The sequence below is a fragment of the Streptomyces sp. NPDC002935 genome (genome assembly GCF_040611295.1).
Classification (GTDB): domain Bacteria; phylum Actinomycetota; class Actinomycetes; order Streptomycetales; family Streptomycetaceae; genus Streptomyces.
Genome location: NZ_JBEXNW010000038.1, coordinates 48,011 through 73,925 on the forward strand (window position 1 = coordinate 48,011; position 25,915 = coordinate 73,925).

25 protein-coding genes and 2 pseudogenes are annotated in these 25,915 nt (G+C 70.4%); 14 read left to right on the top strand and 13 right to left on the bottom strand.

Features of this window, described 5'->3' with window-relative positions; all coding sequences use genetic code 11:
• Positions 1–107 precede the first annotated feature (107 nt).
• On the bottom strand, positions 108–278 hold the full coding sequence (locus ABZX90_RS35960; RefSeq protein ID WP_351131498.1) for a hypothetical protein: 171 nt from the start codon (positions 276–278) through the stop codon (positions 108–110).
• Positions 279–607: 329 nt separating this feature from the next.
• Here ABZX90_RS35960 and ABZX90_RS35965 point away from each other — a divergent pair, with 329 nt between their 5' ends.
• Complete coding sequence (locus ABZX90_RS35965) at positions 608–1,258, top strand: response regulator transcription factor (RefSeq protein ID WP_355212093.1); 651 nt, start codon at positions 608–610, stop codon at positions 1,256–1,258.
• A gap of 106 nt (positions 1,259–1,364) precedes the next feature.
• Positions 1,365–1,907 (top strand): GNAT family N-acetyltransferase, encoded by a 543-nt coding sequence (locus ABZX90_RS35970; protein WP_351131501.1) that lies wholly within the window; start codon positions 1,365–1,367, stop codon positions 1,905–1,907.
• On the opposite strand, the gene ABZX90_RS35975 is transcribed toward ABZX90_RS35970, so the two are convergent.
• Complete coding sequence (locus ABZX90_RS35975) at positions 1,879–2,058, bottom strand: DUF6296 family protein (RefSeq protein ID WP_351131553.1); 180 nt, start codon at positions 2,056–2,058, stop codon at positions 1,879–1,881. The two genes, ABZX90_RS35970 and ABZX90_RS35975, sit on opposite strands and share 29 nt — an antisense overlap.
• A 244-nt stretch (positions 2,059–2,302) precedes the next feature.
• On the opposite strand from ABZX90_RS35975, the gene ABZX90_RS35980 reads away from it, so the two are divergent.
• Positions 2,303–5,035 (top strand): SpoIIE family protein phosphatase, encoded by a 2,733-nt coding sequence (locus ABZX90_RS35980; protein WP_355212097.1) that lies wholly within the window; start codon positions 2,303–2,305, stop codon positions 5,033–5,035.
• 31 nt (positions 5,036–5,066) lie between these two features.
• On the opposite strand, the gene ABZX90_RS35985 is transcribed toward ABZX90_RS35980, so the two are convergent.
• Both ABZX90_RS35985 and ABZX90_RS35990 read right to left on the bottom strand, forming a co-directional pair.
• A complete protein-coding gene (locus tag ABZX90_RS35985; RefSeq protein WP_351131505.1) occupies positions 5,067–6,704 on the bottom strand; it encodes an MFS transporter in 1,638 nt (545 codons plus the stop codon).
• A 116-nt stretch (positions 6,705–6,820) separates the two neighbouring features.
• Positions 6,821–7,057 (bottom strand): annotated as a pseudogene (locus ABZX90_RS35990) (ABC transporter permease); the annotation flags it as partial.
• A 204-nt stretch (positions 7,058–7,261) separates the two neighbouring features.
• On the opposite strand from ABZX90_RS35990, the gene ABZX90_RS35995 reads away from it, so the two are divergent.
• Positions 7,262–9,622 carry an arylsulfatase gene (locus ABZX90_RS35995; protein WP_351131507.1) on the top strand — a complete coding sequence of 787 codons (2,361 nt, stop codon included), beginning with the start codon at positions 7,262–7,264 and terminating at the stop codon, positions 9,620–9,622.
• Between the two features lie 864 nt (positions 9,623–10,486).
• Here the strand turns inward: ABZX90_RS35995 and ABZX90_RS36000 are convergent.
• Positions 10,487–10,657: pseudogene (locus ABZX90_RS36000) on the bottom strand (ATP-binding cassette domain-containing protein); the annotation flags it as partial.
• 674 nt (positions 10,658–11,331) lie between these two features.
• On the opposite strand from ABZX90_RS36000, the gene ABZX90_RS36005 reads away from it, so the two are divergent.
• Positions 11,332–12,546: a phospholipase D-like domain-containing protein gene (locus ABZX90_RS36005; protein ID WP_355212102.1), complete on the top strand. Its 1,215-nt coding sequence runs from the start codon at positions 11,332–11,334 to the stop codon at positions 12,544–12,546.
• A gap of 111 nt (positions 12,547–12,657) precedes the next feature.
• On the opposite strand, the gene ABZX90_RS36010 is transcribed toward ABZX90_RS36005, so the two are convergent.
• Positions 12,658–13,362: a GAF and ANTAR domain-containing protein gene (locus ABZX90_RS36010; protein ID WP_355212105.1), complete on the bottom strand. Its 705-nt coding sequence runs from the start codon at positions 13,360–13,362 to the stop codon at positions 12,658–12,660.
• 266 nt (positions 13,363–13,628) lie between these two features.
• Here ABZX90_RS36010 and ABZX90_RS36015 point away from each other — a divergent pair, with 266 nt between their 5' ends.
• The 7 genes from ABZX90_RS36015 (at position 13,629) to ABZX90_RS36045 (ending at position 17,876) form a co-directional block, all read left to right on the top strand.
• A complete protein-coding gene (locus tag ABZX90_RS36015) occupies positions 13,629–13,889 on the top strand; it encodes a WhiB family transcriptional regulator (RefSeq protein ID WP_351131513.1) in 261 nt (86 codons plus the stop codon).
• A gap of 200 nt (positions 13,890–14,089) precedes the next feature.
• The gene (locus ABZX90_RS36020) at positions 14,090–14,437 is read left to right on the top strand and encodes an ATP-binding protein (RefSeq protein ID WP_351131514.1); all 348 of its coding nucleotides are present in this window, start codon (positions 14,090–14,092) and stop codon (positions 14,435–14,437) included.
• A gap of 110 nt (positions 14,438–14,547) precedes the next feature.
• Complete coding sequence (locus tag ABZX90_RS36025; RefSeq protein WP_355212108.1) at positions 14,548–14,853, top strand: hypothetical protein; 306 nt, start codon at positions 14,548–14,550, stop codon at positions 14,851–14,853.
• Between the two features lie 164 nt (positions 14,854–15,017).
• Positions 15,018–15,347 carry a hypothetical protein gene (locus ABZX90_RS36030; RefSeq protein WP_351131554.1) on the top strand — a complete coding sequence of 110 codons (330 nt, stop codon included), beginning with the start codon at positions 15,018–15,020 and terminating at the stop codon, positions 15,345–15,347.
• A gap of 409 nt (positions 15,348–15,756) precedes the next feature.
• Positions 15,757–16,137: a DoxX family protein gene (locus ABZX90_RS36035; RefSeq protein ID WP_351131516.1), complete on the top strand. Its 381-nt coding sequence runs from the start codon at positions 15,757–15,759 to the stop codon at positions 16,135–16,137.
• Positions 16,134–16,601: a peroxiredoxin gene (locus ABZX90_RS36040; protein ID WP_355212111.1), complete on the top strand. Its 468-nt coding sequence runs from the start codon at positions 16,134–16,136 to the stop codon at positions 16,599–16,601. Before ABZX90_RS36035 ends, ABZX90_RS36040 begins: the two co-directional genes overlap by 4 nt.
• 327 nt (positions 16,602–16,928) lie before the next feature.
• A complete protein-coding gene (locus ABZX90_RS36045; RefSeq protein ID WP_355212114.1) occupies positions 16,929–17,876 on the top strand; it encodes a TauD/TfdA family dioxygenase in 948 nt (315 codons plus the stop codon).
• A gap of 31 nt (positions 17,877–17,907) precedes the next feature.
• Here the strand turns inward: ABZX90_RS36045 and ABZX90_RS36050 are convergent, their stop codons facing one another.
• From ABZX90_RS36050 to ABZX90_RS36070, 5 genes are all read right to left on the bottom strand, one after another.
• Positions 17,908–19,374, bottom strand: coding sequence for an FAD-binding protein (locus tag ABZX90_RS36050; RefSeq protein WP_355212117.1), 1,467 nt, complete (start codon positions 19,372–19,374; stop codon positions 17,908–17,910).
• Between the two features lie 174 nt (positions 19,375–19,548).
• A complete protein-coding gene (locus ABZX90_RS36055; RefSeq protein WP_351131521.1) occupies positions 19,549–20,748 on the bottom strand; it encodes an SPFH domain-containing protein in 1,200 nt (399 codons plus the stop codon).
• 11 nt (positions 20,749–20,759) lie between these two features.
• Positions 20,760–21,011 carry a hypothetical protein gene (locus ABZX90_RS36060; protein WP_351131523.1) on the bottom strand — a complete coding sequence of 84 codons (252 nt, stop codon included), beginning with the start codon at positions 21,009–21,011 and terminating at the stop codon, positions 20,760–20,762.
• A 131-nt stretch (positions 21,012–21,142) separates the two neighbouring features.
• Complete coding sequence (locus tag ABZX90_RS36065) at positions 21,143–22,024, bottom strand: hypothetical protein (protein WP_355212120.1); 882 nt, start codon at positions 22,022–22,024, stop codon at positions 21,143–21,145.
• Between the two features lie 336 nt (positions 22,025–22,360).
• A complete protein-coding gene (locus tag ABZX90_RS36070) occupies positions 22,361–22,594 on the bottom strand; it encodes a chaplin (RefSeq protein ID WP_351131526.1) in 234 nt (77 codons plus the stop codon).
• A gap of 197 nt (positions 22,595–22,791) precedes the next feature.
• Between ABZX90_RS36070 and ABZX90_RS36075 the strand changes: the two genes are divergently transcribed.
• A complete protein-coding gene (locus ABZX90_RS36075) occupies positions 22,792–22,998 on the top strand; it encodes a hypothetical protein (RefSeq protein WP_351131527.1) in 207 nt (68 codons plus the stop codon).
• Between the two features lie 105 nt (positions 22,999–23,103).
• Here ABZX90_RS36075 and ABZX90_RS36080 read toward each other — a convergent pair whose 3' ends face one another.
• On the bottom strand, positions 23,104–23,754 hold the full coding sequence (locus ABZX90_RS36080) for a DUF4360 domain-containing protein (protein WP_351131528.1): 651 nt from the start codon (positions 23,752–23,754) through the stop codon (positions 23,104–23,106).
• Between the two features lie 691 nt (positions 23,755–24,445).
• Between ABZX90_RS36080 and ABZX90_RS36085 the strand changes: the two genes are divergently transcribed.
• Positions 24,446–24,988, top strand: coding sequence for a hypothetical protein (locus ABZX90_RS36085; RefSeq protein WP_355212124.1), 543 nt, complete (start codon positions 24,446–24,448; stop codon positions 24,986–24,988).
• A 28-nt stretch (positions 24,989–25,016) separates the two neighbouring features.
• On the opposite strand, the gene ABZX90_RS36090 is transcribed toward ABZX90_RS36085, so the two are convergent.
• The gene (locus ABZX90_RS36090) at positions 25,017–25,853 is read right to left on the bottom strand and encodes a hypothetical protein (protein WP_355212127.1); all 837 of its coding nucleotides are present in this window, start codon (positions 25,851–25,853) and stop codon (positions 25,017–25,019) included.
• Positions 25,854–25,915 lie beyond the last annotated feature (62 nt).

Sequence of the window (25,915 nt, forward strand, 5' to 3'; positions counted from 1 at the left end):
CGCCCTGCCAGAGGAAACCGTGCTCTTCGCTCCCCACTCTCCCCACACCATTCAAGATCCAACAATGTGAAGGGAAGAGCGACACCGGCCGTTTTCAGAGGTTCTCATCACACGTCAAACGCTGTGCCCATAAATGCTGTGCCCATCTCCCCAGGCCGCGGCGCACTGCCGTACACCTCAACCACGGCAGACCTGCGCCTCTCGGGGTCTGATTTCAACCAGGCTTGCAGCGAACGCAGTTCCATGACAGCGGGCTCGACCTGCACCTCTAACCGCATCCCAGACCCCCCGACTCTCCATGCCCCGTTCGGACAACACTGCAGACCTATCCACTGGCGGCTCCGGAGAATCCAATCCTTCGCGCATCGACCGCCGTCGGACGTCACATCGACAGAGGCGGGACGTGCAGTTGGACGCCAGTGGGTAAAGAACCTGCGTGCGGGCAGCCCCAATGGTGAACTCCGCTCTTTCGGCGCTGAGTGCACGGCGTCCGCGATGGGTCAGGATCGCGGGGGCGCAGTTGTTGCACGTTAGTACTGGCCTGGAACGACGGCATCAGGCAGGCGTCCTGGCTCCTGTCCACCGCGATCCCCTTGGAGCCGCCCCGATGACCGGTGCGACCGACGCCTCCCGCCCCGTCCGCATCCTGCTGTGCGACGACCACGCCGTCGTACGGGCGGGACTGCTCGCCCTGCTCGACAGCGCCCCGGACATCGAGGTCGTCGGCGAGGCCGGCACGGGTGAGGAGGCGCTCGCCCTGAGCACGAAGCTGACCCCGGACGTGGTGCTGATGGACCTCCAGCTCGGCGCCGGCATCGACGGCGTCGAGACCACGCGTCGGCTGACCGCCGCACCCGGCGAAGGCCCGCACGTGCTGGTCCTCACGACGTACGACACCGACGCCGACATCACCCGCGCCGTCGAGGCCGGAGCGACGGGCTACCTGCTGAAGGCCGAGCGGCCGGAGGAGCTGTTCGCGGCGATCCAGGCCGCCGCCCACGGCCGTACGGCGCTCTCGGCCCCGGTCGCCGGCCGTGTGATGGCCAACATGCGCAGTCCGCGGCCCACCCTGACCGACCGCGAACGCGACATCCTGACCCAGCTGGCCCAGGGCATCGGCAACCGGGAGATCGCCAAGGCCCTCTTCATCAGCGAGGCGACCGTGAAGACCCACCTCGGCCGGATCTACGGCAAGCTCGGGGTCGACACCCGAGCGGGCGCGGTGGCCGTGGCGAAGGAACGACGCCTGCTTACGTGACCGCGTGACAAGACGCCTGCTTCGGTGACCGCGTGATACGACGCCTGCTTCCGTGACCGTGCAACAAAGGGACACGTCGTCGGAATCGGCGTCCTAGCATGACCGGATGCCCCGACTCGAACCCCTACGGCTCGACCACGCACCCGCGCTGCTCGCGTTCGAGCAGGAGAACCGCGCCTATTTCGCCGCGTCGATCTCCGACCGCGGCGACGCCTACTTCGCCGAGTTCGACGTCCGCCTTCGTGAGCTGCTGGCCGACCAGGCCGCGGGACTGCTCCGCTTCCATGTCGTGCTGGACGACGCCGACGCGGTACTGGGTCGCTTCAACCTGGTCGACGTGGCGGAGGGCTCCGCGGAACTCGGCTACCGCGTCGCCGAGCGGGCCGCGGGTCGAGGTCTCGCCACAGCCGCCGTGCGGGAGGTCTGCGCCCTGGCCGCGACCGCGTACGGCCTGAGCACCCTGCGGGCCGTCACGACCACTGACAACGCCGCTTCCCGGGCCGTCCTGGCCCGCACGGGCTTCGTCGTCACCGGCGACATCGACGTGGCCGGGCGTCCGGGCCTTCGTTTCGCACGGGACCTCTCGGCCGCCGGCGATCGTCCCGCCGGGGCGGGTCCGGTCAGGGAATCGGTTCGACCGCAGGGCTGATCGGTGACTGGTAGGCGCCGCTGGCCAGCATGCGCACCTCTCCCGCCGGGCTGATCTCGGCGCGGAGAATGCCGGTGGGATCGCTGTACACCGGGTTGCCGCCCGGCCCTTTGGTACTCGTCCGTTCGACGACCACCTCGTCCGTCACCATGCTCGTATCCGGTCCGGGATGGGTGAAGGTCAGCCGGTAGCGGTCCACGGTCGTCATGAGGGCCTCCGCGCCGAAGCGACAAATGCGGGTGAAAGATACGTCTCCATGATGCGGCCGGACGCCGGTGACAGCAGCGTCGCCCACGCCGGGGGCCGGCACCCGACCGGTCCGCGGCAGCGACGGCACCCACTCACGGTGCGTTACGCCCCTCGCCACCGGACGCCGGGCAGTGTAGACATAGCACATGGTCGGACTATTGGGTCGAACCCGGGCTCAGTCGACCCGCCGCCCCAGTACTACGCACCATCACCGTGGGTCACACGAAGGCAAGCACAGGCAAGGCCCGTCCAACGGGCTTCGTTCCGCGCTCGGCGGGCGCAGTGTCGCCGGACAGGTGTTCGTCCTGCAAGTGGTGATCGTGCTGCTCCTGGTCGTCGCCGCGGTGGTCGCACTGGTGCTCCAGGTGCGGCACGACAGCACGCAGGAGGCCCGCAACCGCTCGCTCGCCGTCGCGCAGACCTTCGCCAACGCGCCGGGCACGCGCGCGGCGCTCAGCGCCCCCCACCCCACGGCCCTGCTGCAGCCCAGCGCCGAAGCCGCCCGCAAGGCGTCGAAGGTGGACTTCATCGTCGTGCTGAACACCGACGCGATCCGCTACACCCACCCCAAGCCCGACCGGATCGGCAAGAAGTTCGTCGGGACCGTCGCACCTGTGCTGGCCGGGCACTCCATCACGGAGCAGATCAACGGGACCATCGGGCAGCTCGTCCAGGCCACGGTTCCCATCAAGGCACCCGACGGCACGGTCGTCGGCATGGTGTCGGCCGGGATCACCACGGCGAACGTGGGCGGCGCCGCCGACCGCCAACTGCCGCTGTTGCTGAGCGCCGCCGCCGTCGCACTCGCCCTGGCGACAGCGAGCACCGCTCTGGTGAGCAGACGCCTGCTGCGCCAGACCCATGGCCTCGGCCCGTACGAGATGACCCGGATGTACGAACACCACGACGCCGTGCTGCACTCCGTCCGGGAGGGAGTGATCATCGTCGGCGGAGAGGGGCAGCTGCTCCTCGCCAACGACGAGGCGAACCGCCTGCTCGACCTGCCGGTGGACGCCGAGGGACGCCCCGTCCAGGAACTCGGCCTCGATCCGGGCACCGCCGACCTGCTGGCCTCGGGGCGTGTCGCCACCGACGAGGTGCACCTGGTCGGGGACCAGCTCCTGGCCATCAACCAGCGGCCCACGGACCTGCGGGGCGGCCCGGCCGGCAGCGTCGCCACCCTCCGTGACTCGACCGAACTGCGCGCGCTCTCCGGCCGGGCCGAGATCGCCCGCGAGCGACTCAAACTCCTCTACGACGCCGGTGTGGGCATCGGGACGAGCCTGGACGTCACGCGGACCGCGGAGGAACTGGCGGAGGTCGCCGTCCCGCGGTTCGCGGACTTCGTCACCGTGGACCTGGCCGACGCCGTCCTGAACGGACAGGAGCCGGCCGCGGGCGCCGGCCTGCGCCGCACCGCCTCCAGCGGCATCCGCAAGGACGCCCCGCTCTATCCGGTCGGCGAGCACATCGGGTTCGTCCCCTCCACGCCCCAGGCGCACAGCCTCCGCACCGGCGAGGCCGTCGTCGAACCCGATCTCGGCGGCGCCCCGGGCTGGCTGGCCCAGGACCTCCAGCGCACCGCGCAGGTCGTCGACTACGGGATCCACTCCCTGATCACCGTCCCGCTGCGCGTCGGGCCCCTGGTCATGGGCGTGGTCAACTTCTGGCGCTCCGAGAAGCCCGAGCCCTTCGACGTGGAGGATCTGGCCCTCGCCGAGGAACTGGTCGCCCGCGCGGCGGTCTCCATCGACAACGCGCGCCGCTACACGCGCGAGCACACGATGGCCGTGACGCTGCAGCGCAGCCTGCTGCCGCGCAATCTGCCCGAGCAGAGCGCCCTCGACCTCGCCTACCGCTATCTGCCGGCGCAGGCCGGGGTCGGCGGCGACTGGTTCGACGTGCTGCCGCTGCCCGGCGCCCGGGTCGCGGTCGTCGTGGGCGACGTCGTCGGTCACGGACTGCTGGCCGCCGCGACGATGGGGCGGCTGCGCACGGCCGTCCACAACTTCTCCGCGCTCGACCTGCCGCCCGACGAACTGCTCGGACTCCTGGACGAGCTGGTCGGCCGAATCGACCAGGACGAGCTGCCGGAGTCCAGCAGAGCCGCCGTCACGGGCGCCACCTGCCTCTACGCCGTCTACGACCCGACGACCCGGCGCTGCTCCGTCGCCCGGGCCGGGCACCCGCCGCCAGCGGTGATCCATCCGGACGGCAGTGTCGAGTTCCCCGAGGTGCCGGCCGGTCCGCCGCTCGGTCTGGGCGGTCTGCCGTTCGAGACGGCCGAGCTGGACCTGGCGGAGGGCAGCCGGCTGGTCCTCTACACGGACGGCCTGGTCGAGGACCGGGAACGCGACATCGACGTCGGCCTCGAACTGCTGCGCACCGCGCTGGCCGGAGCCGACCGCTCGCCGGAGGACACCTGCCAGGCGGTTCTGGACGCCCTGCTGCCGGCCCGGCCGAGCGACGACATCGCCCTGATCGTGGCCCGTACCCATGCCCTCGATGCCGACCGGATCGCCTCATGGGAGGTGCCGTCCGAACCCTCCGCCGTCGGCGAGGTGCGTGCCTCGGTCAGCCGTCAGCTGACGCAATGGGGGCTCGACGAGATGGCGTTCACCACCGAGCTGATCCTCAGTGAACTGGTGACCAACGCGATCCGCTACGGCAATGGGCCCATCGGGGTCCGCGTGCTCCTGGACCGAACTCTGATCTGCGAGGTCTTCGACGCCAGCAGCACTTCGCCGCATCTGCGGTACGCGGCGACGACGGACGAGGGCGGACGCGGCCTGTTCCTGGTCGCCCAGCTCACCGACCGCTGGGGCACCCGCTACACACCCGAGGGCAAGATCATCTGGGCGGAACAGCCACTGCCCTGAGTCAGGCGCTCGGGACAGCCGACGGGCGGGCTCAGCCGGGAGTGGGCGGTCCCTCTGGGGAGTCCGACTCCCCCACCTGTGCCGCGCGCGCCGACTCGCCCGCCGCGTCGACGGATCCGTCCGCCGGTGTGAAGGAGGCGGCGCCTCCCTGGAGCCGCTCCAGGTCGGAGGGGCGCACCTGGATGACGATCAGGGCGATCAGCGCGGCGAAGACGGCGAAGATCGCGGCGGCGACGAACGCTCCCGAGATGCCGGACGTCAGCACCTGTTCGCTCCAGGGCGCCGGGAGTTGTCCCGTCCTGCGGAACTGCAGCCGTTGCGCCGGGGTCGCCGTCGACAGGAACTTCGCGACCTGGTCCGTGGCCTCGTTGCGGCTCGCCGTGCCGAAGACGGTGACCAGCACGGAGAGGCCGAGGGAACCGCCGACCTGCTGGGTGGCGTTGAGGATGCCGGAGGCGGCACCCGTCTCCTTGGGCTGGACTCCGGACACCGCCATCAGCGTCAGCGACACGAACTGCAGGCCCATGCCGAATCCGAAGACCAGGGTGGGTCCGAGGATGCTGCCGAGATAGGTGCTGTCGACGTCGGTCAGGGTCAGCCAGCCGAGGCCCACGGCGGACATGATGGCGCCCACGGCCATGAAGGGTTTGGGACCCCACCTGGGCAGCAGGTTCGAGGCGACACCCGCGCCGACGGCGATGATCGCGCTCACCGGCAGGAAGGCGAAACCGGCCTCCAGCGGGCTGAAGCCCAGGATGTTCTGCACGAAGAGGGTCAGGAAGAAGAACATGCCGAAGATCGCGGCGGAGAGGCTGAGCATCATCGCGTAGACACCCGCGCGATTGCGGTCGCGGAACATCCACAGCGGCGTGATGGGCTGTCTCGACCGCCTTTCGGTGGCGATGAACGCGATGAGGAACACCAGCGCCGCCCCGAAGGCCGCGAGGGTGACGGGGTTGCTCCAGCCCTTCTCCGAGGCCCGGATGAAGCCGTAGACCATCAGCACCATGCCCAGCGTGGAGGTGATGGCGCCCAGGAAGTCGAACTGGCCCGGGTGTCGCTCGGACTCCTTGATGTAGCGGGGGGTGGCGAGCACGATCAGCAGCCCGATGGGGATGTTCACGAAGAAGACCCAGCGCCAGTCGAGCCACTCGACGAGGATGCCGCCCGCCAGCAGCCCGATCGCGCTGCCGCCCGCCGAGACGGCGGCGAAGACGCCGAACGCCCTGTTGCGCTCGGGCCCTTCACGGAAGGTGGTGGTGATCAACGCCAGGGCGGTGGGTGACGCGATGGCGCCGCCGACGCCCTGCAGCGAGCGCGCCGCGAGCAACTGCCAGGATTCCTGGGAGAGTCCGCCGAGCAGCGACGCGAACACGAAGAGCAGCACACCGAACATGAAGACCCGGCGTCTGCCGAGGATGTCTCCCGAGCGTCCGCCGAGCAGCAGCAGACCACCGAAGGTCAGCGTGTAGGCGTTGATCACCCAGGAGAGGTTCTCGGTCGAGAAGCCGAGCGAGGTCTGGATGTGCGGCAGCGCGATGTTCACGATGGTGATGTCGAGGACCACCATCAGCTGACACGAAGCCAGGATGAAGAGCGCCATACCGCTGCCTCGTCCCCGCTGCGGGGACTCGGCAGACTCGGAGGATGTCACGTGATCGGCCGTCATGGGGGATGGCCCTGCATCTCGGGTCGGCGGTGAACACGGATGTTCACTCCATCGACGTTAAGCCTGACCGCCCGGCCTCACCAATCGATCAACGCACCGGGCCCCGAGATGCCGTCTCACCTGGCCAGTCGGCCCAGCAACGAGGAGGCGGACAGGATGCCGAGGGCCGCGGCCACCACCAGGACGCCGTAGTCGAGGGCCAGGTGCACGGGTGTGCCGAGCAGCAGGCCGCGCAGGGCGTCGACTTGATAGCTCAGCGGGTTGACCGCACTGACGGCCTGGAGCCAGCCGGGCATGACAGCCACCGGGTAGAGCGCGTTGGAGCCGAAGAACAGCGGCATGGTGATGGCCTGGGTCACCGGCCCCGGTCGCCGTGAGGGTGGTGGCGGCCTAGCGTGGAAGCGTTCGGCATCCCAGCCGACGACCGGCGAATCACACTCCGGCTGGCGACCGATGCAGGCTCCTCACCCGGGATCCCGTGTCGGCGGCAGGGCTCTGCGGCGACAGCTGGACACACGAATATCACCGGCGTTTGTGCTGCTGGGACGGAGACCGAGATGGCTCGATCGTCGTGGAATGAGTACAGGCCGGGGCAGCGGTTCCCCGGCGTGATCGGGCGCACGACCGACGAGTCGAGTCCGGCGTGGCCGCAGCCCGTGCGGGCAGCGGCGGGTGCGCCGAACGTGCTGTTCATCGTGTTCGACGACACGGGGTTCGGGCAGCTGGGCTGCTACGGCAGTCCTATCGAGACGCCGAATCTGGACGCACTTGCCGCGGGCGGGCTTCTCTACAACAACATGCACACCACCGCACTGTGCTCGCCATCGCGCTCCTGCATCATCACCGGCCGCAACCACCACGCCAACGGCATGGCGGCAATCACGGAGCTGGCAACCGGCTATCCGGGCTACGACGGTCAGATCCCGTTCGAGAACGGGTTCCTGTCGGAGATGCTGCTGCAGCACGGCTACAACACGTACATGGTCGGCAAGTGGCACCTGATGCCCTCTGAGCAGGAGTCGGCCGCGGGCCCGTACGACCGCTGGCCGCTGGGGCGGGGTTTCGAGCGGTTCTACGGGTTTCTGGGCGGCGACACCAGCCAGTGGTATCCGGACCTGGTGTACGACAACCACCAGGTCGAGCCGCCGGCCACGCCGGAGGAGGGTTACCACCTGACGGAGGACCTGGTCGAGCGGGCGATGTCGTTCATCGCCGACGCCAAGCAGGTCGCCCCGGACAAGCCGTTCTTCCTGAACCTGTGCCCCGGTGCCACGCATGCCCCGCACCACGTGCCGACGGAGTGGGCGGACCGCTACAGGGGGCACTTCGACGACGGCTGGGACGCCTACCGCGAGCACACCTTCGCCCGGCAGAAGCAGCTTGGTGTGGTGCCCGCGGACGCGCAGCTGTCCCCACGCGATCCGGACGTGCCCGCGTGGGAGTCGCTCACGCCGGACGCGCGACGTCTGGCCGCGCGGATGATGGAGGTCTACGCCGGGTTCCTCGCCCACACCGACCACCACGTCGGGCGGCTGCTGGACTTCCTGAAGGAGACCGGCGAGTTCGACAACACGCTGATCATGGTGGTCTCCGACAACGGGGCGAGTGCCGAGGGCGGGGTGACCGGCACCACCAACGAGATGCAGTTCTTCAACAACGCGCCCGAGACGTTGGAGGAGAGCCTGACCCGGATCGACGAGCTCGGCGGCCCGAGCACGTTCAACCACTACCCGTGGGGCTGGACATCGGCGGGCAACACCCCCTTCCGGCGCTGGAAGCGGGAGACCTACCGCGGCGGAGTCAGCGACCCGTTCCTCGTGCACTGGCCCGACGGTATCCGGGCCCGCGGTGAGGTCCGCGGCCAGTTCGCGCACATCATCGACATGGTCCCCACCGTCCTGGACGTGCTCGGCATCGAAGCTCCCGCGACCATCCGGGGTGTCACCCAGTCACCCCTGCACGGGGTCAGCTTCGCCCACACCTTCGACGATGCCACTGCGGCGAGCCGACACCGTACCCAGTACTACGAGATGTTCGGGCACCGGGCGATCGACCACGACGGATGGCGGGCGGTTTGCCCCTGGCCCGGCCCCTCCTTCGCCGAGGCCGGGCGGCCGTTCGGCACACCGATCACCAGGGCGGACCTCAATGGCCTCGACGCCCACCAGTGGGAGCTGTATCACGTCGACGAGGATGTCGCCGAGACCCGCGACCTCGCCGAAGAACACCGCAGCAAACTGATCGAGATGATCGCCCTGTGGTACGTGGAAGCCGGCAAGTACGACGTGCTGCCGATCGACGGCAGCGCTTTGCAGCGGATGATGACTGAGCGCCCGCAGATCACCGAAGGCCGGACCAGCTACACCCTCCGTCCCGGAACCCAAATCCTGCCCGCTGCGGTCGCGCCCCGGGTCCTCAACCGCCCCCACAGCATCACCGCCGACGTCGAGATACCGCCCGGCGGCGCGCAGGGCGTCCTGCTCTGCCAGGGCACCAACGCCGGTGGCTGGTCCCTCTACGTCAAGGACGGCCAACTCCACTACGCCCACAACTACGTCCAACGGGCCCTGCACCACGTCGCCTCCAGCGAGACCCTGCCCGAGGGACGGCACGCTCTGCGCTTCGAGTTCGAGCCAACAGGCGCTCCGGACATGGCCCACGGCAAGGGCGCACCCGGCCGGGCCCAGCTGTACATCGACGGCCGCCTCGTCGGCGAGGTCGACATGCCGTTCACCACGCCGGTCGCCTTCAACCCGGGTGGCATGGTCTGCGGCGCCAATCCCGGTGGTGCCGTCACCCCTGACTACCAGGCGCCGTTCCGCTTCACCGGCACCCTCCACAGCGTCACCGTCGACCTGTCCGGCGACCTGATCGTCGATGCCGAGAGTGAGATGCGCATGCACATGGCCCGCCAGTAAGAGGGCACGAGGTTCGGCCGGCGTGCCAGCCGTCGCAGCTCCGGCGCAGCCGGCCAGGGCTCATGCGCGCGATCACGCCGTGCACCTCACGGCTCGACCGAAGAAGCGAAGCCCCTGCGACGCCACCCTGGCGGAGGCAGACGTCGACGGAGGCCGTGGAGGGCGGTGGCCGCCGGGTCGTCGACGCGTCGCCGGCGCTGGGCCGTGTCCGCACCGCAGCAGCGACCAGCGTCAGCGCAGCCGCATGGCCTCCCGTGGGGAGCCGGGAGGAGCGGCAGGCCCCGCTCGCCGGAAGCTCACAGCGGGGCCCGAGCGGGGGCCTTCACCTGGGGGATCGGGGAGCCCGCGCGATCAACGATGCACCACAAACAAGCCACGGCGATAGATGCGTGACCTGAAATATGTCCCAGCAGCCGACGACCTGATCCGGCAACCACCCTTCGGGGCAGGGTCTTTCGGGACACTCCGGTGGCCGCACCTGACGCAGGAGGGGACATGAGCGACACCGCCCGGCGATGAGACCGCACGACGGAGCCCGGCCGCACAACAGACGGCCGGGCTTCTACATGTTGATCACTCGGCGCAGGCCGGGCAGGGTTCACTCTTGCCGCGCTGTTCCGCCTCAGCCTGGCTGACCTCCTCCACTGAGTGTACGACCCACCCCATCGTCACCGCGGTCCGCTGCGGGCCCACGATCGATCCGCAGTCCGGGCGGGAGTGGTGGCGGTCTCCGCGCTTCGTGACGTAGACGCTCACTGGGTGCCCCCTTCTTCGTTCGTCGCCTCGCTCCGGGCGAGCTTGAGTCATGGATTGTCGCGTCGATTCGAGGACTGGTCGAGATACTCGCGCTTCACGACTGCCGGGCTGCCGTACGGTCATGCGTTCACGGATGGCGTCGTGCCCGAAGACACGGACCTTGCCTGCCAGGACCGACAGGAGGGTGGTGCTGCACCGGATCGCCGCCGTCTTGCCGGCGCCGTTGGGCCCGAACAGTCCGAACACCTCGCCGTCACGGACGGCGAGGTCGAGCCCGTCGGCCGGCGGACGCGCGGCCCCGGACCGGGGCGGTCGGCGGAGGCTGCGCATCCGGGCGCCCGGGCCATTCCGCGGGCGTGTACAGCCGCCTGCGGATTTCTCTCCAGCCTCGCACCGGGAACAGGACCGAAGCCGCAGGGCGGTTCGACGGTGGTCATCCCTTCACCTCCCATGCCGAGCTTCCCGCCCCTGGGCCGTGCACGCGGCGCCACTCCGTGTCCGTCCGGCGTGTCAGGTCAGGCAGGCTGCCCCCCTTGTTCCCGGACCCCCGGTGCCCATGTCACGGGTTCACTCACCTTCACACCGTGGTCACAGGAGCCCGCAGGGCGCCGCACCGGGCGTTCGCGGACCCCCCGGCCCGGCCGAAGCCGCGGGAGCCGACGGTCGCGGGGACCGACGTCCCCGGGGCCGCAGGGGACTGCCGCGGCGGATCGGGGGCACGAGAGCACGCGTCGCGAACACCCACGGGCGTCTTCGCGACATCGCTCCCGTGACGGACGCAGGGGCCGGGCGACCCCGAGGACGACACGGTCGAGCGGGAGGGGTGGTGGCCCCGCTCGGGCAGGTCCCGGAGAGGGCCACCACCCCATCACTGCTCCTCGCACGCCCGGAGTGACGAAGCGGAACGGCGCAGTGACGAAGCGGAACGCGGCACGGACAACAGGAGACGGCGGATGTCCCAGACCATCACGGCACGAGTCGAGCGGAACGGACCGGTGGACCCGGCAGAGGTGCGACGGCGCAAGCAACGGCTCCGCAGACGCCTGGAGCGGCTCATCGGCATCGCCGCGACCGAGGGGAACGAGCTCGTTCCGCTGCGCAACGGCGACCGGATCTTCGCCGCGATGCTCGATGCCGTGCGGTCCGCCGAGCACACCATCGACATGATGACCTTCGTGTACTGGCGCGGGCAGATAGCCCGCGACTTCGCGGCCGCCCTGGCCGACCGGGCCCGGTCGGGTCTTCGAGTACGGCTGCTGCTGGACGGCTTCGGCGCGCAGCGGATCGAGGAGGACCTGCTGCGGTCCATGACCTCCGCCGGCGTACAGGTCGCGTGGTTCCGCAAACCGCTGTGGCTCTCGCCCTTCAAGCAGAACCACCGCTGTCACCGCAAGGCACTGGTCGTGGACGAGCACACCGCGTTCACCGGGGGTGTGGGCATCGCCGAGGAGTGGTGCGGGGACGCCCGCGGTCCCTCCGAGTGGCGGGACACCCACGTCAAGGTGCGGGGGCCCGCCGTGGACGGCATCGCCGCCGCGTTCGCGCAGAACTGGGCGGAGTGCCACGACGAGCTCTTCGACGACCGGGACCGCTTCACCGGGCACGACCAGCCGGGTACAGCGACCGTCCAGGTGGTGCGGGGCTCCGCCAGTTTCGGCTGGCAGGACATGCAGACCCTCATCCGCGTGATGCTCGGCTCCGCCGAGGAGCGGTTCCGTCTCGCCACCGCCTATTTCGCCCCCGACGCCTACTTCGTGGACCTGCTGTGCGCGACGGCGCGCCGCGGTGTCCGAATGGAGATCCTGCTGCCGGGTCCGCACACCGACCAGCGGGCCTGTCAGCTCGCCGGTCAGCATCACTACCGCGCGCTCCTGGACGCCGGTGTCGAGATCCGCCAGTACCAGCCGACCATGCTCCACACCAAGATCATGACGGTGGACGGGGTGGCCGCCCTCATCGGCTCCACCAACTTCAACCGCCGCTCCCTGGAGCACGACGAGGAGGTCATGCTGGCCGTGCTCGACGAGGAGTTCACCGCGACCCTCGACCGGGACTTCGACGAGGACCGCGAGCAGGCCGTGGGCATCGATCCGGCACGCTGGCGGCGCAGGTCCTTGCTCCAGCACGCCAAGGAGCTGGCGGTCGCCCCACTGCGCCGCTTTCTCTAGACCTGGCTACGCGCCACCGTCCGACCCCGACCCCGTATGACCGCGCGCGATCACCGCCCCGGGGCTCCCGCCTGTCTCGCGGGCCTGGCGGGCGTCGCGGGTGTGGCGGGATCAGGTGGGTCGCTCGCCGGTCTCGCAGACCTTGCGGGCGATCTCCCGCAGCTTGATGTTGTGATCCTGGGAGGCTTTCTTCAGCACGCTGAAGGCGTCCTCCTCGCTGAGGCCGTGGCGCTCCATGAGAATGCCCATCGCCTCACCGATCTCGTGGCGGGTCTCCAGTGCCTGGCCGAGCTGCTGGTGCGTACGGGCCGCGGAGAGGGCGACGGCCGCGTGCGAGGCCAGGATCCAGCCGGCCCGCCGAGCCGACTCGTCGAACGTGTTCGGGCTGTGCGAGTACAGGTTGAGGGCACCGAGCTCGTCGTCGTCGGTGAACAGCAGGAAGCCCATCATGCTGCCCATGCCCAGCTTCCTCAGCTCGGGGGCGAAACGGGACCACCGCTCGTGCGGCCGGCGCATGTCCTCGATCACATAGACCTGATGCCGGTCGGTCACCGCGTCGAAGCACGGCCCCTCCCGCAGATCCTGCTGGATCCGGTCCGCCATCCGCACGACATCGCTGGTCGCGGCCAGCGCTCTGACCTCCCCCCGGCGAACCGTGAGAATGCCACCCTCGTCGCACCCGTTGATCAGCACCGTCGCGTGATCCACGATCCGGTCCAAGGTGGCCTGCACCGAGTCCTGCGCCAGCAGGTCCCGTGCCATGTCCGCCAAGGCGACGGCGAACTTCTCCCAGACATCACCGGACTCGTGCGCCATGGGCCACCCGCTCATTCGTCGAAACCCGACCGGCCTTCACCTGGGGTTCCATCTTGCCACCCGGTGCGACCCACCGCGCCGATCGGGTGACGCCGGCCCCAGCACCGGCCGCGTTTTCCCGCCACGCGCCGTGGTCGGCCCGTGCGGCCGATCCCACGTCCACGGGATCTTTGCATGCCCAACCCGTTTCATCCGGGAGATCAAGGGTGACCCGAGGGGGGACCGAACCCCGATGAACGCGTCCACTTCGCTCACAGGAGGCTCGCATGGACAACTGGCGTGATTCCGCGGCTTGCCGCACCGTCGACCCCGATCTGTTCTTCCCCATCGGCAACACGGGCCCCGCCCTGTTGCAGATCCAGGAGGCGAAGGCCGTCTGCGCAGGCTGCCCGGCCCGCGACGAGTGCCTGCGCTGGGCCCTGGACACGGGCCAGAACATCGGTGTCTGGGGCGGTACGAGCGAGGCGGAACGGCGCGCACTGGCGCGACGCCGCTCGCGCAGGCGCTCCGAGGACACCCCGGCGTAGGCAACGCAGCGGGGAGAACCGGGCCCTCGCCCAGGCGCGGGGCTCGGCTCCAGCTCTCCGGGTCGCGACGGGGCGAAAGGCGTACCGCCGACGAGATCCGAGCGAAGGGCGCGATCGATATCGATCCGAGTCGGAACAACAAGCCGTCGTACGAGGAGTTCGGAACCCTCACCAGTGCGTTCGGCGGGCAGCTGCGCAACGTGACGGACGCGCGGCTGACCGCGGACGGCTATCTGCGCGCCCTCGCGCGAACGACGCCGCCCTCGGCGGCCGAACACTGGGACGACATCCTGCTGGTCGTCACCGAGCTGACCGCGAACACGATCCAGTACGCTCCCGGCCCGTTCGAGCTCCAGATGCGTCCCACCTTCGACGGCGTGCACGTGACGCTTCGCGACAGCAGCACCACCCGGCCCGCGCCCCGCCGCTTCCGTCCTTCCCAGGGCGGGGGCGGCATCGGCTGGCATCTCATCAACGCGCTCTGCGACCAGGTGAGTGTGATCGTGCGGCCCGACGGCAAGGACATCCACGCCTTCCTGCCCTGGTGACGGAGGACTGTGCCGCGTTCCGCGCGCCGGCGCACAGGTGTCGTTCCGCCCGCCGGGGGCACCCGGGTCCGGTGAAGGAAGCGGTCCCGTCGCACGATCGAGGTGGAGCATTGAGTCCCGAACACGAGCCGTCCGAGCGGGAGCACGCCGCGTGGGAGCGGGTGCGCAGCGCCGCCACCGGGATGAACCATCACCAGGCGAAGGTGGCCCTCGACGACGCGCGGAAGGCCGCCGCGGACCCTTCGTCCCCCGGCCGGCAGACGCTCGACGCGCGGGCGGAGGCGGACGAGTGGGAACGGATCACCGACACCCTGGCCGACCACGCGGGGTCGTACGACCCTGCCACGGACCCCTTCGTCCAGGGGCAGCTCGCCGCCCTGACCCACCGCGCCCAGGCACCGGCGCAACGCCGCTGAACACAAACCCGCCCGCATTGTCAGTGCCCTGAGCAACAATGATGATCAGCTCGAACGACACCGCCCCGGCGATGCGTGATCCGACCCGTCCGTCGAAAGGCCGCATGCACATGACGCCGACCTCGCACCGCCGCGCCGAGAACTCCGCCGGGAGGCCGGTGACCATGCTGCGGCCGCTCGCCCACACCCCGCTCGACGCCGAGGGTGCCGAGGTCCTGCGTCTGATCACACAGCGGCGGTTCCCCGTCCGCCTCACCGTGCATGCGAACGGCCGCCGCCGGTACGGCTATTGGCTTCCCCTGGATTCCGCCACCGGGCGCGGCGGTTGCTATGTGGCCCTGCCCACCGCCGACTGCGACGCGCTGTACGCGGCGGGCCGGATCGTGCTCGGTGACCCTCTGGTCGACCCCGCGAAGACCACGTATCCGGTCCAGGCCGCGGCGCGGGCCGCGGCAACGACCGCGAACCTGCCCCGGCATGCCCTGACGGCCTGAGTTCCTGCCCCGACTGGCGAGCGGCAGCGGAGCGGGGTCCTCGCGTGAGCCGCCCGTTCCGCGCGTCTCAAGCCCCTAGGGCCTGGTGAGATCCCTAGGGCCGGGTGAGAGGGGCACCACGGCCGTGATGCGCTTGCCTCCGGTCCGCAGATTCGAGAAGACGACGTCGCAAGTCCCGCAATGCGTCGACACGGACCGGACCTCCGGTGCGGACCGACCGGATCGCGACCGCGGGACGACCGCCGCTCCCCCGCCCTGGTGAGACGTCGGCCTTCTCCCGGTACGGGCGTTCGGTCCTCGTGGGGTCGCCGCGCACGCTCCCGAACGGCACTCGATCGTCGCGTCCCGTCCGTACCATGGGCACTTACCCTCCAGTAATATCGCGCGACAGGCCCCCGGAGGAGGAACCGTGTCACGGTCCGAACGTTCACCCTTGTTGCTCGCAGGCCTCTTGGCCACCGCGGGCGTCGCGCACTTCGCCGTACCACGGCAGTTCGACGCCACCATTCCGCGCGCTCTCCCGGGGGCGCCGCGGACCTGGACGTACGCGAGCGGTGTCGCCGAACTCGCTCTGGCGGCCGGAGTGGCACTCCCCCGGACACGACGGGTCGCCGCGCTGGCCACCGCCGCCTTCTTCGTCGGTGTCTTCCCCGCCAACGTCCAGATGGCCGTGGACTGGCGTCATCGTCCCGCGCCGCTCAAGGCGGCGGCTCTGGCGCGGCTCCCGCTCCAGGTGCCGCTCGTTTTGTGGGCCCGCGGGGTCGCGCGGTCCGGGGAGGGACGGTCATGACGTCTTCGGTGAACGTGGGCGACGAGGTCGAGGACTTCACGCTGCCGGACGAGACCGGGGCGAGCCGGAGCCTGTCCGAGCTGCTGGCCGACGGGCCCGTGGTGCTGTTCTTCTATCCCGCCGCCCTCACCAGCGGCTGCACCGCCGAAGCCTGCCACTTCCGTGATCTGGCGACCGAGTTCACCGCCGCCGGTGCCCGGCCGGTCGGGATCAGCGGTGACGCGGTCGACCGGCAGCAGGAGTTCGCCGACCGCCACACGCTCGGCTTCCCGCTGCTGTCCGATGTCGACGGCACCGTACGGGAGCGGTTCGGGGTGAAGCGCGGCTTCTCGCTGGCCCCGACCAAGCGGGTCACCTTCGTGATCGCGCAGGACCGCACCGTCCTGGAAGTGGTCCGCAGCGAGCTGCGCATGAGCGCGCACGCCGACCGCGCCCTCGCCGCCCTGCGCGAGCACCGCGGCTGAGGCCGGCCACACGCGAGCACCGGGGCTGAAGCCCGCCACGGCGCGGCGACGCGCGCGGCCGGGCACAGGTAAACGGGCCCCGCCCCTATGCGGATGGAGGGCGGGTCCCGTTCACTGCGCCTCATTCTCGACACCGGCCGCGCCCGCCAAAAGGGAGTGCGGCACAGCAAGTGCGCCATACCGGACACACCCCGTGCGCGCGCCGCGTCTCCCGTGCGCGGCCCCTCCTCCGCGCGGCGTCCGCCTCCCGCGGGGCGCCGTGTCGGGTGCCCGGCCCAGCGGTCATGCTGGACCGGACGAGCCGACAGCACGATCAACGGAGCCCCCATGACGGACCAGGTCACACGTCTCGAAGTGAAGCCGGCGGCCGGACACATCGGCGCCGAGATCACGGGAGTCGACCTGGCGGAGGAACTGACGGACGAGGTCGTCGCCGCGGTCCGGGCGGCGGTGCTGCGCTGGAAGGTGGTGTTCTTCCGCGGCCAACGACTCGATCACCCCGCGCACGTCGCCTTCGCGCGCCGGTTCGGCGAACCGATCCGCCTGCGGTCCCGCGGCAGCGCGTCGCCCGAGGACTTCCCCGAGGTCGAGACGACGGCCGACCGTCTTGAGCTGGGCGGGCGTTACGGCATGGAGCACGAGGAGTGGCTGCGCAGGCGCCGTCACTCGCTGCTGCGCGGGTGGCACTGCGACCACGGTGCCCGGGTCGATCCCCCGGCAGCGACGATTCTGCGCGCCGAGACCGTGCCCCCGTACGGAGGTGACACGACCTGGTCGAACCTGGCCGTCGCCTACGCGGGCCTCTCGGCTCCCGTGCGCGCCTTCGTCGACGGTCTGCGCGCCGAGCACCGGCTGGGGGTCGGGTACCAGTCACGGCCGGGCGACGACGCGTACACCCGTCATCTGCTGGACCGTCAGATCGCCACCGACCACCCGTTGGTGCGGGTGCACCCCGAGACGGGCGAGAAGGTGCTGTTCGTCAACGGCTACTACGTCGAGCAGATTCTCGACGTGTCCCGGCCGGAGAGCCGGGCGCTCCTGGACATGCTCCTCGATCAGGCTACCCGGCCCGAGTACACGGTCCGCTTCCGGTGGGAGCCCGGCAGCGTGGCCTTCTGGGACAACCGGGCCACCATCCATCTGGCACCGAGCGACACCGCCCATGTCGACCATCCCCGGGTCATGCACCGGGTGATGCTGGCCGGTGACGTCCCGGTGGGAGTGGACGGGAAGCCGTCGGAACCGATCGTGGGCAGCGGGCCCGGGCTCTGGTGAGCCCGGGCCGTACGGCGGGAGCGGGGTGTCGTCAGAAGATGCCCTGGCCCGGGACCAGGATGCCTCGCGGGTCGTAGGTGTGCCGGGCGGCGGCCAGCCGCCGGTAAGCGGGGCCGAAGTGCTCGCGCCAGTCCGCCGCGTCGAAGGGGACCGAGCCGACCGGGTAGTGGGTGCCGCCCGCGGCATGGACGGTGTCGTAGGCGACGCGGTTGGCGGCGAGGAGACGGTCGACGGTCACGGTGTCGTCGGGCGGGGTCGTGCGCAGGACGGCCAGCAGGTACGACACGGGGTCGTCGGCGGTGCGCAGCAGCGGGGTGCGCAGGGTCTCGCGCAGCACCGGGTACAGGAGGACGACGCCGGGGCCGAGATCGGCCGGGGTGAGGTCCTCCAGCAGGGACTCGGCCAGCGCCGCCGCCGAACGGCCCGGCAGCAACAGGTTGAGCCAGGGGTGGGCGAACGCCCACAGACCCGCTTCCTTGAGCGCTGCGACTCCGGCCGCGAGCCGGTCGAGGAAGTCGTAGTAGCCGAGGTCGCTCGTCTGCACGCCCGCGGGGTCGTACCGCAGTCCGCGCAGCAGCACCGCGTCGTCGGGGGCGGGACCGGCGGGCGGCCCGTAGGCGACGGCTTCGAGGACGTAGCCGCGGAAGGCCCCCTCGGCGTCGGGGTTCACCTGGCCCTCGACGTAGTCGAAACGGCCCTCCTCGACCAGCAGGCGCTGGTCGTCGAGGAAGGTGCGCAGGTCGTCGTACGGAAGGAGGTAGTGGCGTACGGTCGCGGGCGCGGGGACCAGACGCAGGGTGGCCCCTACGATGATCGCGCACTGGCCGAGTCCGGCGAGCACGGCGAGGAACAGGTCGCGGTGGCGGGTCGGGGAGCAGCGAACGAAGTCGCCCGCCCCGGTGACGACCTGGAGTTCGCTCACGTTGTCGACCTGGGCGCCCTGCTGGTGGGTCTGGCCGCCGATCCCGCCGACCGACAGGGTGCCGCCGACGGACAGTTCGAGATAGTCGGTGAAGGTGGGCGGGGTGAGTCCGTGGGCCAGGGTGGCCCGGGCGACGTCGCTCCACTTGGCGCCCGCGCCGACGGTGACCGTCGTGCTTCGCGGCCCGACCGGACCGATGGACGCGAGCGGGGTGGTCTCGATGATGAGCCCGCCGTCGACCTGCGCCTGGCCTTGCGTGGCATGGCCCTGACCGCGCGGGGCCACGGACACGCCGTGCTGGTTGCAGAAGCGGACCATGGCGACGATGTCGCTGACCGAGCCCGGTCGCAGTACCGCGACCGGACGCCGGTGGACGATGTGGCCGAAGTCGTCGGCCGCCGCCGCGCGCGACGCGTCGTCGGTGTGCACGCTCCCGTCCAGCGGCGGGAGGCCGGCGAGCGGCCGGTCGGTGGCGGTGGCCGCCCAGCTCCGGGTGAAGGGATCGAACCCGACGACCGCGGCGCCGGCGGCGGCGAGGCCCTGCAGTGCGGTACGTCGCGAGGGTGTCCGGGGCATGCGCTCCTCCTGGGGCGACCATGTCAAACGATCAACTTGCGCCGAGTGTAGGGGACTTGAGCGACATTGGCGGCCATTGATCCGAACGGGGCCATGGTGCGCCGGGGCCCGGTGAAAACGGCTGCGTCCGCCGCCCCGATAGGACGACGGACGCAGGGGACCGCGGATCTCGGATCAGTTCGCCGACGGCGAGGCGCCCTCGGGCTCGTTCCCGTCGACGCCCTTGTCCGACGTAGGGGTGTACCCCTGGAGTTCGAGCGGGCCGCTCGACTTCCCGGCGCGGTTCTCGGAGTTCTGGCCGCCCAGGTTCTGGCGGACCGAGTCGAGGATGGTCAGGCCCTGGGCCACCAGTCCGGCCGCTATCTCACCCAGGCCGTCGGCGCCGTTGAGGACGTTGACGTTCGCACCCGCGAGACCGCCCGCCGCCTCCTTGACGATGAGGGGGAGCTGGTCGATCAGCATCCGGTCGAGCGCGACCCGGTCGTGCGACGCCGCCGCCTCGGCCTGGATCTTCATGCGCTCGGCATCGGCGATGGCGAGGACCTTGATCCGCTCGGCCTCGGCCTCGGCCGGCCTGACGATCTCGGCGACCAGCTGCTGCTGGCGCAACTGGGCCGCGCGCTGGGCGAGTTCGGTCTGCGCGGCGAGAACCTCCTGCTGGGCGTGGGCCTGGGCGAGCGGGCCCGCCTGGGCCGCCTGCGCCTGCGCCCGGTCCACCTCGGCCGAGTACTCCGCCTGAACGATGGCCGTCTGCCGTGCGTACTCGGCCTGGTTGCGCGCCGCCACCTGCTGCGCCTCGACGGAGGCCTGCGTGGCCTGCGCCTGGGCGATCTGGGCCTGACGCTGGATGGCCGCCTTGTGCGGCGCGGACATCGCGTCGATGTAGCCGGTGTCGCCGTCGTCGATCGACTGGATCTGGAGCGAGTCGACGATCAGGCCGATCTTCGCCATCTCCAGCTTCGAGGTGTCGAGGACCTCGGCGGCGAGCTTCTGCCGCTCGGTGACGATCTCCTCGACCGTCATCGAGCCGATGATGGACCGCAGATGACCCGCGAAGATCCGGCCCGTCAGGATCGACATCTGGTCCTGGTCGGACAGGAACCGCTGTCCCGCGTTGATGATGCTCTCGGTGTCGTTGCCGACCTTGAACGCGATCACGGCGCGGACGTGCAGCGAGATGCCCTGCTTGGTGACACAGGTCTCGGTGACCTCGGACTCGCACATCGACAGTGTCAGGAAGCGGGTCTTGCGGAAGATCGGCAGCACGAACTTGCCGTGCCCCGTCACCACCCGGAACGGCGCGCCCCCCAGTCCCCGCCTGCCACCCGAGATCAACATCGCCTCGTCGGGGGCGGGCACGCGATAACCGAACATACTTCTCCTCCTCAGCCTGCGCCGACGGCGTCGCCGTCCAGCGCTTCCAGCGGATCGGCCCACTCGATGACGTCGACCTCACGGCATCCCCGGGACTCGATCACAAGCACGGTCACCCCTGTCGGCAGGGGATCCCGAGACCAGGCGAGGAAGGTCTCGGATCCGCCTCTCACTCGCACCAGGATCTCGCCGGGACCGGCGGATCCACGTGTGCCGATGAGCAGTTCCCCCGTGCAGCCGATCACGGCTTCGTCCTGCACCACAGCCGGCCACCCCCCATCACTCTGAATCTGCCTCTGACCTTAGCCCCAGCCCTTTTCGGGCGCGTACGCCCCCCGTCGGTCACAAGCCCCTCGGCGGGGTACGCGCCCCAGGCCCTACAGGCAGTGTGGGCTCAACTCTTGGTGAAGCGATAGGTCTTGCTGTCGGTCAGCACACAGAAGCCCGGTGACACCACGATCACGCGCAGGGTGGCGGTGCGGCGGTCGTAGTCGATGCCCTCCACCTCGAAAGTGCCCGAGCAGGAGCTGCGCAGGGGGAGTTGGCGCAGCGCGGTGACATGGCCGGAGACGTCGGCCGAGCCGTTCGGCTCACCGGAGAGGTCGATCTGCAGCAGCGGCTTGGTCGTGCCGAAGAGCGTGCCGGCGGGGTCGTCGGACGAGCACAGCAGCCGGGTCGCCGTGACGAAGTCGCAGCCCTGTACGTCGCGGACGGCGTGGTCGAGGTTGATGGTGGACGCCTGCGGAAGGTTGGTGGAGGGCGACGTGGCCGGGTTGACGCCGGGGGTCGGGAACACCAGGAGGCGGTTCATCGTGCCGTACTCGCCGGACACCATCCACGAACCGCTCGGCGCGATGGTGACGAAGGAGTTGTTCAGCGCCTCTCCGGAGCTCAGCGCGTGGACATACTCCGACCAGGCGCCGCCCGGCGCCTGCACACGGAACATCTTCGAACCGCCGGAGTCGCTCTGGTAGGGCTCGACGTAATAGCCGTTGTACGAGGCGTCCGGGTCACCGACGTGGCTCCAGCCGCGGCCGCTCACGCCGGTGGGGATCGTGCCGATGCCCGTGTAGTGGTTGGGGCTGCCTGCCGGGACCTCCACGGAGGTCAGGCCCTGGCTCTCGGTCAGCGGGTCGGCGCGGTCGGAGCCGACCTCGTTCCAGGTGTCGGCGGCCGAGGCCGGCGCGCCGGTGGCCACGGACAGGACCGCGGCGGTGGTGAGGGTGACGAGACCGGCCAGGACCGCGTGACAACGTTGCCGTGCGGGCATGCGCATGGGGGGCTTCTCCTCGATGGGGGGTGTCTGGTCGGCGCACAGTCTGGCCCGCCCTGGTGGTCATGTACAGACCAAAGAATGGACGCCGGGCATCGGCTCCTCGTCAGGAAGGCGTCAACCGGCGCCGTACACCCCCGCTCTTCGCCCCTCACCCGCCCCTCACCCCTCACCCCTCACCCCTCACCCCTCGCCCCTCGCCCCTCGCCCCTCGCCCCGACCGGATCACACGGCCCCGAACGCGCCCGAGCCCGGCGGCTCACTCGGGAGGGTGAGTGAGCCGCCGGGCTCGGGCCGGTCCGCCGGGCAGGACAGCCCCTGCCCGGCGGACCGAGATCGTCAGTCGTTCACGCAGATGTTTCCGATCGCCGGGTTCAGCAGACCGAAGAAGTTGACCGTGTTGCCACAGTGGTTCAGGTCGAAGTCAACAGAGTGCTGGATGACGTTGCCCGACAGGAATCCGGGGCTGCCCACCGCGACACCCACCGGGTTGGGGTCGGCGGCGGCGGTCCCGGCGGTGGCCAGCAGGGCCACACTGGCAAGTCCGGCGGCGGCCATCAGACGAATACGCATTCCAGGCTCCGTTTCATTCGCAGTGTGCGAGTGCCTCCACCATCACCTCCGCGAGCGATTGCGACATCCCAGGGCAGCCGAACGGGGGTTCGCGCTCCGCGGCGGGCCGTGGGCCGGGGCCGGACGCCGGGCGCGTCGCGCGGGGTGTGCGGATTGCCCGTAGCGTGAGTACAGATCCGGTGGAACAGGGAGAGACCATGCCAACCAGCCAGCCCGACGCTTCCACGCCCTCCGACGACAGGGCGACCCCCGACACGCTGCTGCACACCGGGACCGAGGGCCCGGTGACGGCCGAGGACCTGGTGCTCGCCACGGGCCGCGATGTCACTCCGCAGAACCTCGCCTGGGCCGAGCGCAAGCTCCAGGAGGAAGGCTCCGCGGCCGTCGACAAGCTGCTGCCCTAGAGCCTGTCCGGCGGATCAGGCTGGAGACGCGGGGACGATGCCACAGGCCGGCTCGGCCGGCTCCGATGCGGCGGAGCCGGCCGAGGAACCGGGCGTGGAGGCGGGTCAGGCGGCGGGGCACTCCTTCCAGGCCAGGTGGTAGACGGTGCTGATGTCACCGTCCGTCGAGTCCATGGTCATGAAGCTCGTGCTGCCGGGCGCCGACGTTCCCGCGCTGACGCGGAGTTCGGTGTTGATGTTGAAGTTGCGCTGAACACCGCAGGGGGCCCAGACCAGTTGGGCCCAGTCCGTGGTGTCCGTGGCCTGCCAGTTGTCGTCGAAGGGGCCACGGAAGGGGTGGGTGATGGCGGCCGTGTTGGAGGACCCCTGGAAGTAGTACGAGGCCTTCTCCGTGCTGCTGGCCCCCTGCTTGAGCGAGGCGAAGCCGCGGTAGTCCGCGCTGGCGATGGCGTACGTGAAGCCCTGCGGGACGTGGACGATCAGGTTGAGCTGGCAGTTCTTGCGGAACGCGGTGGGGTCGGAGTTGCCTCCGACCTGGGCGAGGTACTGGCTGTAGGTCACCGTGAAGGCGGTGTTGTCCGGGGAGACGGCGACCGCGGCGGTTCCCTGGGGACAGCCGGAGCCGTTCACCGTGGCGACCTTGATGACGATTCTGTCCGGGGGCGGATCGACGATCCCCGACGACGGGTCCGACAGGGGAAGCGCTGTGGCGAACAGGGCGGCGATCGCGCCACCCAGAAGCAGCCCACCAGCCATGGTGCTCCAATCCGTTGCGTTGGTGTTCCGGCGGCAGCACGAAGGTGCTGCCGCCGTGAAATGGGGGGTGCGGTTCCCCGAGCGGGCGGGGAACCGTCGCAGACCGGTGCGTTGGATCAAGCCTGGCTCTTTTGAGCATGCGCATGACAAACGCATATGCGCAACCCGCACCCGGTTGTGAAGGAGCCGTGAAGACCGGGAATGACGAAATCGTACGTACGGGTGGCCGGGGTGGACAGGGCCATCTCCGGCCATTCGACACAGGCCGTTCACAGCTTCCGCCACCGTCGCGACGCCCGTTCACCCCGCCTCTCCCCGCCCCCGGTGACCGCCGCGGCCCCCGCGACCTTCCCTCGGCCGTCACGGCGTGGGCCCGTCGGCACCGCTCGGAGCGGGAGCGGGGCCGCCCCGCTGCCCCTCTCCGTGCGACGGACCGTGCGGCGCACGCCCGGCCCGGGCCGTCCCATGGCACCCACACGTGTCTCCCGGCCCGTGGCGTCCGAGGCATGGCCAAAAGACGCACGCTGGGACGGGGTTGAGCCGGTGGAGCCCGATTTCGCGGTCCGTGCCACGTTTCCGTACGTCCTGAGCCAGGCATTCCGGTGTCCGGCAGCGGGCCGAAAGGCGACGGGCCCGCGCGAATCGCCCGCCGCCTCCTCGCGTCCCGGACGCCCCTGCGACACTGAGGCTCATGGATCCACGACACCTGAGACTCGGCCGCCGTCGCATATGGATGAGCAGTGCCGTCTGCTTCCTGGTGCTCGGGCCGATCGGTTGGTTCCTCGGTGGCTGGATTCCCTTCGCGCTGCTGGCCGTCGCCCTGGCCCTCGCCACGGCGGTCTCGCACTGGCGGGCACCCAACTGGCTGGCGCCCGCCATCGCCAAGGGCCAGTCGGAGAGCCGCCGGGACGTCGCCACCTTCTGCGTGGTCATCGCGGTGAGCGGCTACGCCCAGCCTCCCGCGCAGCCCGCCCCCGCCCCGGAGGACCTGGCGGCCCTGCGCCTGGAGGCGTACCGGTCCGCCGCGGACGACGATCTCTCCGAGGAGCTGCGCCTCCTCGCGGCCGACGCGCTGTCCGCCGCGGACCACGCCTACGCCGAGGACACTCCGGCGGGCTGGCGGGCGGCACGGGCGAGCGCGGAACGGCTGGCGCACGCCGCCCAGGAGGGCAATCCGTACGTACGGCAGCTGCTCATCCAGTGGGTCGAGGGCAACCCGGCCGGCGAGCGCTGAGGACTGTCTCCGCGTCGCGCGCCACCCCTCAGGGCCGTTCGAAGAACTGGATCACGCCTCCGGCGGAGAAGCACAGTGCCCCCACGAGGGTGCCCCAGTTGGCGATGTCGACGTTCACGAGACTTCCGGTCTCGGGCCGCGTGAAGGCGGCCAGCGCCGAGACGAGGAAGAGCAGGGATCCCAACTGGTTGATCGCGACGATCCACCAGCCGAGGTCGCGGGCGAGGACGCGCGGACGCCCATGGCAGACCTCGACCACGGCGAGGTGGCCCGATACCAGGAACAGGACGCATCCGACCATGTCGGGGGCCCAGATCAGCCGGTCCACCTGCTGGGCCGAGAGGCCCTGCAGCAGCGAGTCCAGCAGATTGACGCCGAACACGAGCGTTCCCACGAACAGCAGGAAGGTGCTGAGCCAGTCGATCCGGCCCGGCTCGTATCTCCACCACCTCCAGCGCCGCCCGGCCAGTGACCCGGACTCGCTGTCCCGGCGCGGGGCGTTGACCGCCTGAAGCAGTGAGGCGTAGCCGCCGGTGTTGAAGAACAGGCCGCCCGCGAAGTAGATCCAGGCGCCTGTCGCGCCGCCCGAGCCGAACTGGGCGACCCCGGCTCCGAGGGCGAACAGGAACCCGCCGACCGTGAACGCGGCCGCGGCGATGGCGTTCAGCCTGCGGAGCCGGCCGATCGACACGGTGTCCGCCCGCCGGGAACGGACCTCCGTCCCACCCGGGGCGCGCACGGTGAGCAAGCCGCGCTTGCGGGCCAGGCGCGATTCCCAGACCGCGGTGCGCCCGTCCATGAGACGCCAGGTCAGCCGGGTCGTGAACGGACCCGCCCCCTCGGAGCGCGCTTCGGTTCGACTCACCCGCCGACCTTAGCCCGCCGAGGCGAAATCCACTGCTCGCCCCACATCATCACGTTTTGGGC